Origin of the sequence: Curtobacterium sp. PhB191 (assembly GCF_004346515.1) — a bacterium.
Taxonomy (GTDB): domain Bacteria; phylum Actinomycetota; class Actinomycetes; order Actinomycetales; family Microbacteriaceae; genus Curtobacterium.
In genome coordinates, this window is the sequence record NZ_SMBV01000007.1 from 1 (window position 1) to 16,219 (window position 16,219).

The window sequence follows — 16,219 nt, forward strand, 5'->3', positions numbered from 1 at the left end:
CAAGATCCCCGTCAACGGGCACCTGACCGCCGGGAACCTTGATGGCGGAGCACTTAGGCCCTTGCGCGTGCTCAAGGGTGCCCGGTGACCCATCGACTTCCGGACGGCAGCGTTGCCGCGGACGAGGTACATATCAGCTTTGGACGCGGACGATCCACCCGATGATGTTGCCGTGGTGCGGTCGACGGTCGGCGGTCGGACAGTGTCGAAACGCTGTGCTGTTGCCCGCCATTGGTCTCGGGCACGGAGAAGTCACCACTGTCCGGATCGTTGACGGAACGCCCGAGTCACACACTCCGGTCAGATTGAAGATCACGGTCATAACGAAGGACGCTGCCCGACCGCACAACGGCCCATGCCCCGGGTGCCTAGTGTCCGACAGCCTCTCCGTCTGCTCGCTGCGTGATGGCCTTGGCCCGTCGTGAGGTGAGGGAGGGCGGCACGCTTCTGCCCGCAAGGTTGCGTACCCTGGCATCATGAGGGTGCTTCGAGTCTGGGGTGTTGCGCTGTTGGTCGGCGTCGCCGTGACGCTCACGGGCTGTACGACCGGCAACGACGGACTCGCCGAGCAGTACCGGGACGGTGACACGAACAACTACATCTCGGGCGACGGCGCTGTCACGGAGTACGCCGCAGACGATCGTGGTGCTCCGGTCACTTTCGAAACGCACGACCTCGACGGCAAGGTCATCCGCGCCGACGAGTACCGCGGCAAGGCGCTCGTCCTCAACTTCTGGTACGCGTCGTGCGCGCCCTGCCGGATCGAAGCGAAGGATCTCCAAGCCGTCAGCGATGATCGGCACGCGCAGGCGACCTTCCTCGGCGTCGATGTCCGGGACTCGGCAGCGACCGCGCGTGCTTTCGTGAAGGAGCACGACGTGTCGTACAGCAACGCCGTCGATCAGGACGCGGCCGTGCAGCTCGCGTTCTCCGGTATGAACGCACCCAACTCGACGCCGGCGACCATCGTTCTCGACGAGGAGGGCCGAGTGAGCGCCCGCATCCTCGGACCAATCAACCGCAGTGTGTTGACGACGCTGATCGACGAAGCCAGCAAGTGACGACGGAACGCCCAAGCCTCTGAGTAGCGAGCCGGTCAGCGCGCCGAGCGCGGACGGCGTGGCTGCGTCCCGCGGAGGGATCGTCTACCGCGACGCAGACCTGGTGGCCGGTCTGAGCAGCACGAGGCCGGGCGCCCCGTTTGGAGCGGGGGGTCCGTGACCGATCGCTGTGAACCCAAGAGCGACATAGAGCTGGAGAGCTGGACTGTCGACATCAGAGGTCTGCAACCAGCACGCGGTGTCGTCGATCGCTCGTAGCCACTCACCGAGCACCCTCCGTCCGAGCCCGCGGTACTGCTCACCCGGCGTTCGGGCAAGGAGATTCAGCGAGTACGAGTCGTCAAGTTCTGATGCCTCGGAGGCAAGCGTCTCCCGAAGCTCATCCGCCCAGGGATACTGCTGTTCCTCCCACCGCCACGGGTGCCCGTAGCAGAACGCGACGAGTCGGCCGTTGTCACGAGCAACCCCCGCGATCACGCGCTCACTCTTGATCGAGGCTTCATAGACCGTTGCGAACAGTTCAGCGCTCGATGGAGGCTCGCAGAGCGGAGGTTGCTCTGCCGCGGTCTGGTACAGCAAGCGAACTTCCTCTCGGTCGGGAAAGTTCTCCACGGAGTTCGAAACGCTGACGACGGTCATGTCATCGAGCTTAGGAGCGTGCCCGATAGCCGATCGTCATCCAGGACACGGTCAGGGCCGTGTGCTGGATGACGATCCGCTACCGGGCGGCGTCGGTCAGCACCTGCTCGATCCACTCGTGATGATCGAGTTCGGTGATCTCGGCGAGAGTCGCCCACCGGGTTTCGAGCACTTCGTCCTCGTCGAGGAGGAACGACGACGTGCGCAGTGAGCAGAGATACGCGACCGTCACGTACCCAACTTGGTCGCCGTTGGGGTAGACGTTGTCGAGGGTGGTGCCACCGTAAGCCCCGATGATCCGAATGACGTCGCTGCCCACACCGAGTTCTTCTCGCACTTCGCGCAGCAACGCCGCGGGCGGGTCCTCGCCGGGCTCGATGCCGCCCCCGATCAGGCTCCATCGTCCGGAGTCGCGCTGCCGCGCGAGGAGGAAGCGATCGTCGTCTCGGATGACCGCTGTCACGCCCGGGAGTAGGAGGTAGCTGCTCCCGATCCGCTCGCGCAGCGATCGGACGTAATGAGAGACCGGCATGCTCCGAAGCTACCGTGCGCCCTTCCCGCAGAAGGATCGCTCGCCGGGCGCTCGGAAGCAGTAGCTTCAGCGAATGGACACCGTAAGCGCGAAGGTACTGGGCACAGGTGCGATCGTGTTCGGGCTCATCTTCATCGTGACGTCCATCGTGCGCTTGAGTCGTCCAGACCTCGACGTCCTGCTCGCGGTTCTGAACATCATCTTCGGCGCCCTCTTGATCTACACCGGCTTCAGACTGTGGCGATCCGCTCTTCGCGGAACGAACCGCGACCGATAGGCGATCGGTCAGCGGGCGCGGCGACCCGCAGAACTTCACAGGCGCCCCTTCCTCTGCTCGCTATCGAGAGGGAGTCACGCCTCGATTCCTATCGGACGACAGCAGCGCTCACCTCAATGGAGCGTGCGGGGTCATCGAAGTCGGTTTGCCGCCGGGGGAAGTAGCCGGTAGCAGCGGAGTCGACCCTAGACGGTTCGGAGCACGGTGTTCACGAGGCGTTCCGTGTCTTTGGCTGGGTCGAGTGGGGCGCCGAGTTGGGCCCAGAGGTACGCCGGTGCGATCACGAGTTCGATGCAGCCCAGGCCGTCGATCGTGGTGACGTCAGCGGCGTCGAGCATCGCCTGGAAGTCGTCGATTCGAGGCTTCACGAGCTCGCTGACCGCCTCGAGGTCCGGCGCTGCCTGCGATGCGGCGAGGAGTGCCCGCAGCAACCCGAGCGCGTGCGGCCCGCGGAGGCTTGTGAGGAGTCGGCCGATGTACCCCGTGAGGTCGGCGCGGAGGTCGCCGGTCGCCGGGACCGGGGAAGCCTGCCGGACGTCGCTGACCATGACGTCGAGCAAGAGTGACTCGATTGTCTGCCACCGGCGGTACACCGTGGTGGCGTGCACCCCGGCGCGGTTCGCGACTGCGGGCACCGTCAGTTCTGCTTCAGGATCCGCAAGCGTCGCCCGGACCGCGGCGAGTACGGCTTCGCGCGTGCGAGCAGTGCGCCCACCAGGGCGACGAGAACCGGCAACTTCTGGCATAACTCCACCCTATTGCACAGCCAGCTGCGTTAGGTATGCTCCAAGCTACTAACGCAACGTAAGTTGCAAGAACGGAGCACAATGACCACCGCGCTCATCGTCGGAGCTGGCATCGCCGGCGACACCCTCGCACTTTGTCTCGCCCGCGACGGATGGGAGGTCACCGTGGTGGAGATCGCGCCCGCGCTCCGGACCGGCGGACAGACCGTCGACCTGCGCGGCGACTCCCGGCAGGTCCTCGTCGACCTCGGGATCATCGGCGCCGCAATCGAGCACCTGATCCCGCAGCGCGGCATTGCCTGGATCCGCGCTGACGGCAGTCGGATGGCCGAGATGCCGGTCGAGGCGTTCGGGGGTCGCGGGTTCATCTCACGCGAGGAACTCTTGCGGGCCGACCTCGCACGTCTCCTGCATGACGAGGCGCGCGCGGCCGGTGTCGTGCACCGGTTCGCGGACACGGTCGACGCCCTCACGGACGCGGTCGAGGGGATCGATGTGCGCTTTCGTTCCGGGCGCTCGGGATCGTTCGATCTCGTCGTCGGCGCGGATGGAACGCACTCCCGAACGCGAGCACTCCGCTTCGGCCCCGAGTCCCGCTACCGGAAGCCCCTCGGTCTGGCGCACGCCTGGTTCACCCTTGATGAGCAACCCGAGACGCCTCTGCTGGATGGTTGGGCGCTGTCCTACAACGAGCCGGGTCGTCGCGGCCTGACCGCTCGGCCCGGCCATGACGGTCAACAAGAGGTCGGGATGACGTTCGCGGCGTCCACCGTGCCTCGCGATCGGGATGAGCAGCTCACTCTCCTCGGCAACGTGTTCGCCGGCACCGGGTGGCGTGCTGCCGAGTTCCTCCGAGCAGCACGAACCGCGCCGGACTTCGCACTCGACACGTACGACCAGATCCTCCTACCCGACACCTGGTCCGACGGACGCGTGGTCCTCATCGGTGATGCCGCGTGGAGCGCCAGCCCACTCAGCGGCCTCGGGACCGCACTCGGTCTCCGCGGTGCAGCAGAACTCGCCCACGCACTGCGCCAGCACGGCGTGCACGGAGATGCGTCCGGAGCGCGGATGGCCGCGGCGCTGCAGACGTTCGAAGGTGCCATGCGACCCAGGGCCGCCGCAGCGCAGAAACTGCTTCCGGGCCGTGTCCCCATGGTCGCTCCGAAACGGCAATGGGGTATCCGGGTGAACGCCGTCGCGATGCGCATGCTCCAGGCACGCGCCCTCCTGAGCGTCGTCGGGTTCGTGGCAGGCAGCCGCGGCCACGATCCCGCATCCGCTGAGAACGCCGCATCTTCGCCCACACCCGACGCGCGGTAGAGGATCCGTTGCCGGTCGCGGTCGGGCCTACGCGACGGGGGCCTGGCCCTTGGTTCTCTGAACGCTCACCCGCATCGGAAGGTCCTGCTGCAAGGCGTCGACGCGGGGATCGAAAGTAGGTTGACCGTCACTCATGGGGAGATCGAGGTAGCTCCGCCGAACCACGTGCGAGAAGGGCGCGCCGTGACTGTTGTCCCGGTGACGACGGAGGTACCAATGCTGAGGATGACGTCGCAACGACGCTGCGTCGACACGGGTCTCATCGGCGGAGAGCAGAAGTGACCACAGTTCGTCGTCAGTCATGCCGGCCAGGACGGTCGGTTCGAGGGCTCCCGTGCCGAGGAGACGACTTACCAAGCCACGCACGACGGCGACGGGGACGAGGTTTGCTGCGCTTCTCTGCGCGTGGGCTTCGCCGATCGCGAGGTCCGTGAGTTCCACCGCATCGACCGGATCAGCATCAACGGCCCCGTCGCGCAAACGCAGCCGACGCAGCAGCTCTTGCGGTGCGGACCGCGTGCGCCCGTGCGCCTGCCCGCTACGCAAGAAGGAGTCGAGGTGGTCCAGCTTCAGTCCACCGTGCACTGCCGTGAGCGCCGAGGGGAGGCTCCCGTCATCGAGTGCGATGATCGTTTCAGCATCGCTATCGAGTGTCACATCTGCGGCGAAGATCGCAGTGATCCGCTGTCGGGTGAGGCGGTGGTGGTCGAGACCCGCGAGGCCCTCGAGTGTGTGACTGAACGGCAGATGGCCGACATCGTGCAACAACGCTGCGATCCGCGAAGGGTGATCCTCGGACGCGAAGTGGGCCACGAGGGCAAGCACGCCGAGCGAGTGCTCGAGGCGAGAGTAGGTCTGAACCGTTGTGATCGAGGCGGCTCCCGCATGTGCGATGAAGGCCAGACGCCGCACCGGCCAGGTGCGGAGGAGACGCTGCTCCGTTTCTGTCAGGCTCACTTCGATCCGCCACAGCGGGTCAAAGAACACCCCGTCGTTCCCCAACGTGTCGATCGCGTCCCCGTGCACAATGGCCTCTCTGCCGTCCCCGTCGACGGTATCGGAACGAACAGCGATTTCCAGCAAGCTCACTCAGACTGGGCCCGATCCGCTCCGGCTACGCACACGTGACGGGTTGCGTCCGATAGACGATCGGCTTTCGAGAGGCCGTCGGGCGAGATTCATTAAGCCGGGAGGGCCGCGATCGGTAGCCCTCCCGGCCCTCATCAGATAGTTCGGGCGTAGTCGACGGTCGGGCGCTCGTCGCGCTGCGGCTCCACGTCGCAGTTGTCGGCGGAGGTCCACGGTTCGGCAGCAGACAGCAGTGGCACCCCGCTATCGACGGTTCCTGTGGCCGATAGGCGACGCGAACGCGCCAGCACGCCGGCCACCACTCGCCTCGGCTGAGCTAGCATGATCATCATGCACGCCCTTCTCCCAGCACTGCAAGGAGTAGCCGTTTTGCTGTTCGGCGCGGTTGTCGTGGTGGCGATCGTGGTGGCTGTGAAGCTTCGTCGCGTGTCCACTAAAGGACGTGACGCTCAGAGCCGACGGCTCGATGATCACATTCGCGAGGTGCTCTTGCGGGAGGGCTTCACAGAAGATGAGGTCCGACAAGCTCAGCGAGACACGCATGAGTAGGCGGGCCCCATAAAATCAGGGGCCCGCCTACTCACTTGCCTCCCTACTTTACGACGCTCATCGAAGAGACCTCGCGATAGAGGATTCCGAGGCTACGGGAATTGCCGTATGGGCCTCGCATGGTGCCACGGAAGTTGGCGTCCTGGTAAACTTTTAACCGGCACCCGGGAGCTAGCTGATACGACGCCATCCGATCGTTGAAGCTGTAGTTGTACATATACGCGTACTGACCGTAAGCATAGTTCCCCTGCACCTGGCAGGGCGCTGATTGCAAACTGACCGACCATGTTCGCGAATACCCCTTATACCCCTCGTCTTCGAAGGCCTTAACCAACAAGTAGGAAGAGGATGCCGCCCGCTGGGTCGCATCAGGGCTGGCAGCCCTTGCCGCTTGCCCAGCCCGAACTAGCTGCTTCACCTTCGCGCTCGGCTTGATTACCTCCTCGGGTAGGTTCTCACCCGGTCGCTGGTCAAGCGTCACTCCGTACTCGTTGTACATCCTGAGCGCCAGGGCGTCTGGTGTCTCGGCACAAAGCGCCCGTTCTGTGTCGACTTCAAACCAGCAGTGTTTGCCCGTCGGCGTCTCGGATGTGCTGGGAATATTCGACGCCCCAGTAGCCTGAGCCGGGCCAGCGATGAGCACCCCCGAGAGAATTGCCCCACTTAGAGTAATAGCACCAAAGAATTTAAGAGATGCACGCACGGCAGATACCCCCTCTTCCAGCGACTGCGCTGGATGTCGTTCAGCGTGGTCATTGATTGTGGCAACAATGCCGCATTCTGGACAGGGACGCAAGTAGGAGCCGGTAGCCGGTCGCGCGACTCGGCCCAGATGCTCCCCGACCGAAGTCGCCGCGGTCTCGGACACTGCGCATCAGATCGCGCAGGCGACCACACGGTCCGAGGGTACTGGAGCCTTGCCGGAATCTCCGCGGGCACCGTTGGGACGATCGGACTCGCAACAATCGGCGCAACCTTCACCGGGGTCCTCGCAGGACTGCTCGCCGCGTTCGCGTTCACCCGCACCGCACACGTCGACTTCCGGGACTATCGGCGGGACGGCTGGGGGTAGGCCGACGACGCGACGTTCACCGATGAGCTGCAGCAACAGCTCCGACAGCATCCTCAGCAAAGTTGACCAATCGAACGGAGAACAGCCGGGCCTCCAAGCCGATAGACCAATTTGGGGCACCGAGACCGGACCGGTAGCCGATCGGCTATTGGATACGCCTCGAGGGACTCCACGGCACCGGCCGTCTGAGAGACTACGCGCATGATTTCGGACTCTGTGCCGTGGCGTGAGCATCTCTGGAAGGCCGCGACGGAACTCGAGAAGCGTGCGCACTCGACCCGATGGATCGAACGAACGTCGTTCCTTGTCGAGCGCGACTTGTTGAACGGGATGTTCGCGATCCGGCGTCTGATCGAAGCAGCGAAGACGTCCTCGAACCTGCCCGCGGAGCGTGTTTCTCGCGGCGTGCACCCGCTCACTGGACGGGTGCCCAAGATCTACGACAGGTGGTCCTTTTGGGAGCACTATGACATGGCCTCGAAGCAGCAAACTCAGTTGGCGGTGAGAGAGCTAGTCACGATCTTCATCCATTCATTCGTGTTCGACTTCTACCCCGCGTCGGACGCTGGGCCGGCGATGATCTGGGTCGTGTCAGACCGCGACCGGCACAAGCGGCTCTACTCCGTGACATTCGAGCGAGTCGTCGCATTGTTTCGGCGGGTCGGTAGCGAAGACGTGATCTTCACGGCCGGTCCATTCGATGAGTCAGCGGTGCGGCTGTCGCAACACGACATGGTCGACGCAGGGTTTGCTAGCTACGAGCCGTTCCCCTATGCGTCAGACTCGGACGCGTCGATCAGTCAACTACGAGCGGCCTTCCCGTCGCTCGCCTGGTCGCCGTTCACCGCCGACCGATAGCCGATCGGCTACCGGACACCTCTTCGCTCTCTGTCTTGAACGGCTCACCCGCTGTCAGGTCATCCAGAGGGATGACGCGGCGCAACGTCGAATCGGGGTAGACAGATCGTGCGCGTTGATGGCTGCGAGGGGTAGCCACGCGCTTACGAAAGGAACGCCATATGCGACGTTCTCAACAGTCCTTCGCGGCGGCCGCCTTGACGGTCGCAGCACTCGGGTCTGTCCTCATCGCAACTCCGGCGAACGCGGAAGCTGACAGTGCTGCCGTGGTAGCCGACCAGGTTGCACCGCAGCTGCTCGCGAACGCATCGGAGTTGAGCAAGGCAGGTGACGGCTTTGATACCAGCGCTGCCGGTACGGACGTCACCTACCCGACGACGACCAGCGAGGCGATCGCGGTCCGAACGCAGGTCGGCGACACGGAGCGGGAGTACTCGATCGGAATCCCGACCACTGGTGCGCCGGCGCAGCAGCACGCCGGGTTGAACGCTGTCTCCTACGACAACGAGAACGGCTCCGCCACCGTCTCCTCGACCCGCGACGACGGTTCGGTCGTCATCGGTACGACGATCGACGGCACTTCCGCACCCACCAACTATTCGTACCCGGTCGCTGTCGACGGCGCTCCTGCAGTGCTGACGGTGGAAGATGACGGGTCAGTGACGGTCGCGGACACCGCGGGCGACGTGATCACGCACTTCCTCGCCCCGTGGGCGGTCGATGCTGCCGGCACTAAGGTCTCGACTCGCTACGAGGTTCACGGCAACGTGCTGACGCAGGTCGTTGAACACGCCAACGCGACGTACCCGGTCGTTGCCGATCCGACGTCCTCGAAGTACTTCAAGAAGGTCGTCATCGACAAGAAGGCCAGCAGCAAGGGCACCATCGTCCGGGTGTACCCAGGGCCGGGCATGCCGCCGGTGGGTCGCGGTTCAGGTGACTCGATCTACAACGACTACAAGACGCTCGTCTCAGCGACGTACGAGGGCCGCAAGTACCGTGATCAACTCGTGTGCCACTGGGCCAACGCGGGTAAGTTCAAGGTGCCGTGGAACCTCGACTCGTGGCGTCCTGACGTCGGCTACACGAAGACCGTGGCAGCGCTTTGCAACCCATAAAGGAGGCCCCTATGAAGAAGAACGCCACCGTCGCACTGGTGCTACTCGTCGTCTCGATTCCGGTCCTGATCGGCTGTGCAATCCAAGCGAACGCTCTGTTCGAGCTGGCTGACCGTACGGGGACTGACGCCGGCGCGGGAGCCTTTACGGTCATCCTCGCGATTGCCGCGTTCGGCGCCCTCGCAACGGGGATCGGCTTCGGCCTCACCGCACTCGTGCAGCGAGCCGAGCGTCGACACGTCACCTCAGCACACTAACCAAGCACACCAGCGGAACGGCCCCACGTCACGTACGTGGTGCCGTTCTGCTGTACCGGTGAACGATGTTGAGCCGGGCTTCGGTGGCGTGTGCGACCGGGCGAGCCGGAGCCCCACGACACCCGTGGCCTGTGGCCACGGGGCGGAGCAGCCTATCGATGGCCGCCGGTGAAAGACCGCCCGACTTGCCTTCCCTGAACGGAGTCAAGCGCATCGACCGCGCTTACCGGTTATGGGCCGCGGAAACAATTGAGGACACAGAACAAAACCACTCCGAGGGCTAGGCGATGACCAGGACCCCATGTCCGGTAGCCGATCGGCTATTGAGACAATGTTGCGTCCAATTCAGGGCGTGAAGAAGGCGCGGAGCGCGGCGCTGATCTGCGAGGGTCCGCCGCTGTTCCAGGGGCCGTCGTGTGCCCCCTTCACAGCACCGCTCAGAACGGCGTCGTCTGCGATGAGGGGGGGCGGAAGCCACCTCGCTTGGTGTGGTATCACCTGGGACTTGCAGGATCGAAGCGGAAGCTGCCCTTGCGAGATGGCGCAAGCTGCTATCACTCCGGTTGCGGCGAGAAGGATGCTGGCGCGTCGCGAGTACGTGCGAATCAAGACCGTCCCTTAACTGCTGCTGTGGTCTTGGTTAGAACGCTATCGGGACGCTTGCTCACTCAGGCGAGGTCCGGCTGCGTCGGGCCTTCAGTCTCAAGACGATGGTCAACGGCGGGGCACCGTGCCTAGAGGGCATATGCGACGCCGCAGCAGTCCTGTTCATCCTCGACCGACAGTGGAAACGCCTCGGTAACGAACTCAACTCAGCCGACTTCACTGACCACCAAGCCGTCGTGTACTTAGTGCTCGAGCACGGCGCTGAGGTTGTTGAGGAACGTGGTGATGAGGGCGGCGTCGTGGTCGTGGAGAGATTGCGCGGTCTGTGTGATCGCTGTTTTGGCCGGCTGCAGTTCGGGGAGCGCGTTTGAATTGGCATATAAGAGGGTTTTGCGGCGGTCGGTGGGATGCGGGGCGCGGGCGATGAGGTCGGCCTTGATGAGCCGATCGATGAGCGCGGTGGTTGCCGCTGTGGTGATCGCGAGGGTCCGCGCGAGCTGGCTGGGGATAAGGGGGGGGCGTTTTGCTGTTCGGCGAGGATGATCTCGTGCAGCGCGGCGGCGCCGGTCGGGTCGATGCCGACGGTGGTGCATACGCGGCTCATCGTGGTGCGGCGTGCTTGGTGGTACCGGCTGAGCGCGTCAAGGACGGGATGATCGGCCTCGGTCGCGGCGGCGGAACCGGTGAGGATCTCGGTGAGCAGCATCCGCTAGCCCCGCTCCGTGCCGGCGGGTTGCAGGTGTTGGTAGATGATGGGGCGGGAGACATTGAATGTGTCGGCGATTCCCTGGACGGTGTGGCCGTCGGCGTCGTACATCGCGCGGGCTTCCCGGATTTTTGTTTGGAGTCATCTTGAACTTCGCTCCGCCGGAGCGTCCGCGGGCGCGGGCGGCCGCGAGGCCGTAGTGAGTGCGTTCGACGATGAGGTCGTGCTCGAACTCGGCGATTGCGGCGAGCATGTGGAAGAACAACCGTCCGCCCGGTCTGGTGGTATTGATGCCCTGCGACAGCGCACAGAGACCGACACCGTGCTCGTGGAGCTCGTCGGCTATCTGCTACAGGTTCTTTACCGAGCGGCCGAGCCGGTCCAGTCCGGTAACCACGAGCGTGTTTCCGCGGCGGAGGTGTGCCAGTGCCTCGGTCAGCGCTGCCCTGGTCGCAGGTGTTGCGGAGGCGTGGCCTCGCACTAAGCATCGTGGTGTCCTGTAGACCACCGACTGCTGATTGGTTTCTTCGGTTATTCCAGCGTCCGCAACCAGTGACGGCTCGAACCAGCGCTCGATTTGCAGCGCTGGGTTCGCTCGAGAAGCCAGCCCAGCGCTGCCAATCTTTACATCGGTTCCTGATTCTCCTGGACGTCCTCCTTGCCAAGTTTGCGACCCATGAACCAAGCGGACACTCCGCCAAGCAGCAGCATCAGGGAGCCAACAACAACCACGTCCAATGATGCACCCGTGAACGCCAGTTCATCTGGCGACGCAGCCCGCTGGACCCGGATCCCGTCCCTCGGTGCTGACGAACCAGTATCCGGGATAAGCACAGGTGATGTACTACCGGCGGGCCCTGCTGGTTCGGCCGGTTCGGTCGGTTCTGCTGGCTCGGCCGGTTCGGTCGGTTCTGCTGGTTCGGTCGGTTCGGTCGGTTCTGCTGGTTCGGTCGGTTCGGTCGGTTCGGTCGGTTCTGCTGGTTCGGCCTCGATGCGAACTACCGAGAGGGAGGCGTTATTCGAGCCATCGCGTTCAACTGCTCCTGACTTAGATTGCCCTTCGAGTACGAGCCGATTACCAGCCGTGCCCGTCGGCACGAACGTCGTTACCGTACCGCGAAGAGACTCACCTGGCCCCAGGGGTCCAATGTCGCATGCGATATGCGCGCTATCTACCACTGTGCAACCTTCGAGATCTACTCGAGTGTTGCTCGCTGTCGCCCCCGACAGGGAGAACATTGCGGAGACCTCATCAGCTGCTGTGAAGTTATCGGCATTACCAACCTGAAGTTCGAACTGAACATCCCGTCCTTCCACTGTTGAAACAGAAGAATCAGAGCCGAGCCAGACATCTACCGACGGGTTTACAACCAGAGCGTACGGCCCGCCCTTTGCAATGCCATCCCAACTATTCACTTCGCCCTTGGGTTCATTAGGGCTGCTCACGGATGCTGTTGGAAGAGACAGGGGAATGTGCGTGCCGGGGGAGAGTGAATTGTCTACTTCAATTGGCAGAGAAATAACCGAGAAAGTAGCCGCTTTCGTGAGGGGTCGAGTACATGTAATTATCGAACCAATTCGTTCGCAGGTTTCCGGAAGGGTCAGGGTGTGAACATGTTCCGGGAGTAGCAGTTTAATTTGGATGTTGCGGATATCGCTATACCCGCCATAGGCGGTGATAAGCTGCAAATCTTTCCGGCCAGGAGAGAAGATGTCGTAATCTCCCGCCGGAGAAACCGATGGCCGACTGGGTGCGGGTGAACCGGGTTCTTCGATGCGCAGGCCTGTTTGAATTGAGACTGCCGACATCACGCCCTTGGTGGTTGCGATAGTTGCCTTGGATGTGTAGTCGAGGGCCGCGGAAGACGCGGTGAGATGCATGTCGAAAGGTTTTTGCCCATGACGCAGCAGGTAGTCGGCGGGCAACATGTACCTAAAATTCAGCAAGACTGACTTATTAGCTTCCAGCTTGTATGGACCGCAGTCAACCGTGCTTCCCGGGCCACCAGGCTGTGCGCACGTCGACTCTCCATCGGGAGTCATACCCGAATCATCGTTGAGAGGCGTGTAATGAACGAACACGTCATTGGAGGCCGCTTTTGCGGGGGAGGTAACCCGCACGGAGGTGGTCCCTCCGAGGCCGGCGTACGGATAAATTCGCCCGCCGGTTTGTTCTATCTTGAGAATATCGGGACCTTCAACAGCTACTGCGGGCGTGGCAACGAGCGTGGCCCCACCAACGAAAACGGCTAACCAAACAAATTTCTGAAAGAAATGCATAATCAATTCTAATGTCGAAGCGACGTGATCGCACTGCCCTCGACATTGAAGTGGTTTTCGAGTTCGATACTTTAATTCGGAGCCTACCGACCCGCAGTGCCGCAGCCAGACTAGAACCTGGTGCTCTAGTTGGCGCAGCAAATGGCGTATCAGAGTACCAAAGTGCGTGGTCTAGGCTCTCTTTGGAGTAAGAGTCGGTGACAGTTACTCAGACCGAGGTCGCGATCTGGGTATCGCTACTCAGGATCAATCCTGTTGCTGCCACTCCGTGATCAGTTGGGCTCGGCTACGCAAATTTAGCTTGCGCAGTGCGCGATACAGGTGATTCTCGACAGTCCGAACGCTAACCGACAAAAGACTAGAAATTTCTTTATTCGTTTTGCTTGCTCGCGCGAGTGAAACAACTTCTCGTTCGCGATCGGTCAACAATTGTTCTCTTGCATGTGAGTAATTGATAGCAGCCGTTGTCGGCCGCGCAGAATCGTCAGATATGAGAAGGTCAACCAACTCGGCTGACGTTGCTGGAGGCAGCCCCTTCTTGGCGCGCAAGACCTGGAGGCGCTTCAAGGCGAACGCGACATTGCGACGGAAGGGGTGCAAGCGAACTTTCGTCATTGCAAGCAACAATTGCTTCGGATCATTGCCAGCTTGCGCCGCGTGTAGTCCGAGCACAGGCGACAAAAGGTTTGCTGGAATTTTGTCAATCAGGTCCTCCAGAAGAGTGAGCTGATCTTTATCAAGCACAGCTATGATGCTTGCCCACGCAAGTGCTGCTGACGCCAAATGGCCAGCGCTGTACGCCTGCAAGCCGCGTTGCCAAAGCGCTCTTGCGACCTCTTCGTCCCTGCTCAATCGAAGCATAGTGGCCGACTCCACCCACTCTCGAGCGTTGCCAAACGGGGAGTCAAGTGGATACTGGTATTGATCGAGCTCGCGCATAAGAACTCGCGTCAGATCACTATCACCTAAACGGCTACACAACTCTACGGCGAGAGCGAGCATCCGGGAGTAGCGGCTGAAGTCAAACGGTCCGGGGGGGCCAAATCGAAGCGCATAACTAATAGTTTGCCACGCGCCATGCGTGTCGCCCTGGAAGAACAAACCTTCCGCTAGTCCTAGCGCATGAATCCGGATCGCCGAAATGTTTTGTTTCTCTACCGCTTGCTGTAGGCGTTGCCGCGAAAAGTCGATGAGGGCGCCCAAGTCCCCGACCACAAGGAGGGCGTCACTGTGTGTGGCCTGCAGTGCAAACTCTACCTGAGGATTAAGTTCGTGCGCTTGGTGCTCAGCGCAGATTTGGATAGCGTCGGAACCACGTGCGCGCACAAGGAGATCGCGTGCATGCTCCATTGCCGCCCAGGCTTTCTCAGACGGCCCTAGCTGCGACGCGGCAATCTGTAGGTCTTCAAGTCGAAGCGGATCAGAAGTGCTATCCTCGAGGCTGTTGCTGAAGATGTGCAGGAATTTGGTCCAAGCGATGTTGCCTTCCATTGCTGATCTTAGGAGATTAAGCGCCTGCTCGCGCTGACCCTGGCTCGCCAGGTACTGGGCCTGTAGCACGTGGAAGCGTGCCTGCGATTGCGGTCGAGTCTCCAGGGCATGATCTGTTTTGCTGAAGACTATGGAAATATCACGAGTCGGTTGATGCCCGATCGAGGCCTCTAAAAGTGCTATCGCATTCAAAATATCTGCACGCTCCTCCCATCTACGCCAAGCAAGCCGCTCTCGAATATCTGCGCGATCTAACATTGTTCCGACGGTATCTGTCAGATTAGAGTCTGTGTCATCGAGTCGAATTGACTCCTGAACTGAGTTGTTGTCAATTGCAGGTTCATGCATCTCGTTTCGAAGGACTACTGAATGCAGCTGCTGCTTCAATCGGATTTTGGTGTACGGGTCAAGTTTTTGCCGCAGCGCCTCCGCTAGAGCTGGAGGACTGATGTTGATCAACGTCTGCTCGTTGTCATAAATGTTTAGTCTTCTCGCCCGCACAAGGCTCGTTATCGTGTCTGTGGTAGTCAGAAGTTCAAGTTCCGCTAATCTTAGTGGACCCGACCAAGCGATCAGTTCGAGGACGGCACGTTCCTTTTGGGAAAGGCCAGACATGAGCGAGTGCGCCACGGCGTGGAGAGGAATATTTTGATTAGTGGTCTGCGCAACCCAAAATTGTCCATCCTGCGCAATGGCGCCCGCCCAACGGGCGGAATCCGCCTGGGCGATAGCGATGCGTGGGTTGCCGCCAGATTCCTGCACCAAGTGTGCCAGTAGCGAGGCATCAGGAGGTCCGCCGAGGTGCTCCGTTAATATATGGCCAAGACCGGCATAGCCCAAAGGCTGTATGCCCACCTCAGCAAAAACGCGCTGAGCGATAAAGTCGGCCAGTTTATCGCTCGCCGCGGTATCAGTGACGCTTGCTATGACGATGGCACCACTCTTGTCGATTATGCGACTGAGTGTCGACAGGCTTGATTCCTCCATTTTGTCCAGATCGTCGACTAAAATGAATGACCGCGCTTGGCGCAGTGCTTGCGTGAAAGTTGCTTCGATACGGCCCAAATCAATGGCTTTTCCGTTCGTTTCCGCACTAGTGATCAAGTCGTGACTGAGGAATGGAAGTAATGGCCTCTTTTCTTCTGTTAGCCGTCCTTGCAAATGTATGACTGGAAACTGCCGCTCTAGAAGGTGAATTAGTTGTTTCATCACTGTCGATTTTCCGGAACCGCGGTCGCCGTTGATCATTACGTTGATGCCAATCCGTAGCCACCGCCGTACGGAGTCTGTGGCGTCATCTAACTGATAGGGCATCGGAGTTCAATCTGGTTTTGAGTGAAATGATGGAATGAACTAGAGTGTGGTAGTACGTTGGTCCGGATAGAGATGCAATGAGGCATATCTGAATCATTCACGTCGTTGTGGGGTTGGGATGGGGAGTTGGAGGATGTGCAGGTGCACGACCTTCTTTGTTGTCAAATGCGTATTCAGTTGAGGGGGCTCGATTGTATCACTCAGAAGTCTACTCAGGGCATTCTCGTCTTTGGGTGCTTAACACCTAATGTCGGTGGCTAACTACTCCATGTGCTAGTGCAGCAGAATCGATCTGACCCAT

Annotated in this window: 14 protein-coding genes and 1 pseudogene; 7 read left to right on the forward strand and 8 right to left on the reverse strand. The window is 61.4% G+C overall.

The window, feature by feature from the left end:
* Nucleotides 1-524: 524 nt before the first annotated feature.
* Nucleotides 525-1,061, forward strand: coding sequence for a TlpA disulfide reductase family protein (locus EDF48_RS12140; RefSeq protein ID WP_243692523.1), 537 nt, complete (start codon nucleotides 525-527; stop codon nucleotides 1,059-1,061).
* An 84-nt stretch (nucleotides 1,062-1,145) separates the two neighbouring features.
* On the opposite strand, the gene EDF48_RS12145 is transcribed toward EDF48_RS12140, so the two are convergent.
* Both EDF48_RS12145 and EDF48_RS12150 read right to left on the reverse strand, forming a co-directional pair.
* Complete coding sequence (locus EDF48_RS12145; RefSeq protein ID WP_131880252.1) at nucleotides 1,146-1,700, reverse strand: GNAT family N-acetyltransferase; 555 nt, start codon at nucleotides 1,698-1,700, stop codon at nucleotides 1,146-1,148.
* Between the two features lie 79 nt (nucleotides 1,701-1,779).
* Complete coding sequence (locus EDF48_RS12150) at nucleotides 1,780-2,232, reverse strand: NUDIX domain-containing protein (RefSeq protein ID WP_131880254.1); 453 nt, start codon at nucleotides 2,230-2,232, stop codon at nucleotides 1,780-1,782.
* A gap of 73 nt (nucleotides 2,233-2,305) precedes the next feature.
* Here EDF48_RS12150 and EDF48_RS12155 point away from each other — a divergent pair, with 73 nt between their 5' ends.
* Nucleotides 2,306-2,509, forward strand: coding sequence for a hypothetical protein (locus EDF48_RS12155; RefSeq protein WP_131880256.1), 204 nt, complete (start codon nucleotides 2,306-2,308; stop codon nucleotides 2,507-2,509).
* Nucleotides 2,510-2,694: 185 nt separating this feature from the next.
* On the opposite strand, the gene EDF48_RS12160 is transcribed toward EDF48_RS12155, so the two are convergent.
* Nucleotides 2,695-3,144 carry a TetR/AcrR family transcriptional regulator C-terminal ligand-binding domain-containing protein gene (locus tag EDF48_RS12160; protein WP_165918893.1) on the reverse strand — a complete coding sequence of 150 codons (450 nt, stop codon included), beginning with the start codon at nucleotides 3,142-3,144 and terminating at the stop codon, nucleotides 2,695-2,697.
* Between the two features lie 192 nt (nucleotides 3,145-3,336).
* On the opposite strand from EDF48_RS12160, the gene EDF48_RS12165 reads away from it, so the two are divergent.
* Entirely contained in the window at nucleotides 3,337-4,578 is a 1,242-nt protein-coding gene (locus EDF48_RS12165; RefSeq protein ID WP_131880260.1) for an FAD-dependent monooxygenase, read from the forward strand.
* A 27-nt stretch (nucleotides 4,579-4,605) separates the two neighbouring features.
* On the opposite strand, the gene EDF48_RS12170 is transcribed toward EDF48_RS12165, so the two are convergent.
* The gene (locus EDF48_RS12170) at nucleotides 4,606-5,667 is read right to left on the reverse strand and encodes an HD domain-containing protein (protein WP_131880262.1); all 1,062 of its coding nucleotides are present in this window, start codon (nucleotides 5,665-5,667) and stop codon (nucleotides 4,606-4,608) included.
* 321 nt (nucleotides 5,668-5,988) lie between these two features.
* Between EDF48_RS12170 and EDF48_RS12175 the strand changes: the two genes are divergently transcribed.
* From EDF48_RS12175 to EDF48_RS12190, 4 genes are all read left to right on the forward strand, one after another.
* A complete protein-coding gene (locus EDF48_RS12175; RefSeq protein WP_131880264.1) occupies nucleotides 5,989-6,216 on the forward strand; it encodes a hypothetical protein in 228 nt (75 codons plus the stop codon).
* Between the two features lie 1,273 nt (nucleotides 6,217-7,489).
* On the forward strand, nucleotides 7,490-8,146 hold the full coding sequence (locus EDF48_RS12180) for a hypothetical protein (protein ID WP_131880266.1): 657 nt from the start codon (nucleotides 7,490-7,492) through the stop codon (nucleotides 8,144-8,146).
* A gap of 266 nt (nucleotides 8,147-8,412) precedes the next feature.
* Nucleotides 8,413-9,264, forward strand: coding sequence for a DUF2599 domain-containing protein (locus tag EDF48_RS12185; protein ID WP_165932382.1), 852 nt, complete (start codon nucleotides 8,413-8,415; stop codon nucleotides 9,262-9,264).
* Between the two features lie 11 nt (nucleotides 9,265-9,275).
* The gene (locus tag EDF48_RS12190; RefSeq protein WP_131880270.1) at nucleotides 9,276-9,521 is read left to right on the forward strand and encodes a hypothetical protein; all 246 of its coding nucleotides are present in this window, start codon (nucleotides 9,276-9,278) and stop codon (nucleotides 9,519-9,521) included.
* A gap of 848 nt (nucleotides 9,522-10,369) precedes the next feature.
* On the opposite strand, the gene EDF48_RS12195 is transcribed toward EDF48_RS12190, so the two are convergent.
* The 4 genes and pseudogenes from EDF48_RS12195 to EDF48_RS12210 all read right to left on the reverse strand — a co-directional run bounded on the left by EDF48_RS12195 (nucleotide 10,370) and on the right by EDF48_RS12210 (nucleotide 15,852).
* Complete coding sequence (locus EDF48_RS12195; protein ID WP_131880272.1) at nucleotides 10,370-10,720, reverse strand: MarR family transcriptional regulator; 351 nt, start codon at nucleotides 10,718-10,720, stop codon at nucleotides 10,370-10,372.
* Between the two features lie 48 nt (nucleotides 10,721-10,768).
* Nucleotides 10,769-11,341: pseudogene (locus tag EDF48_RS12200) on the reverse strand (recombinase family protein).
* Nucleotides 11,342-11,457: 116 nt separating this feature from the next.
* On the reverse strand, nucleotides 11,458-13,113 hold the full coding sequence (locus EDF48_RS19455; protein WP_131880275.1) for a hypothetical protein: 1,656 nt from the start codon (nucleotides 13,111-13,113) through the stop codon (nucleotides 11,458-11,460).
* 246 nt (nucleotides 13,114-13,359) lie between these two features.
* Nucleotides 13,360-15,852 (reverse strand): LuxR C-terminal-related transcriptional regulator, encoded by a 2,493-nt coding sequence (locus EDF48_RS12210; protein ID WP_165932383.1) that lies wholly within the window; start codon nucleotides 15,850-15,852, stop codon nucleotides 13,360-13,362.
* Nucleotides 15,853-16,219: the final 367 nt, after the last annotated feature.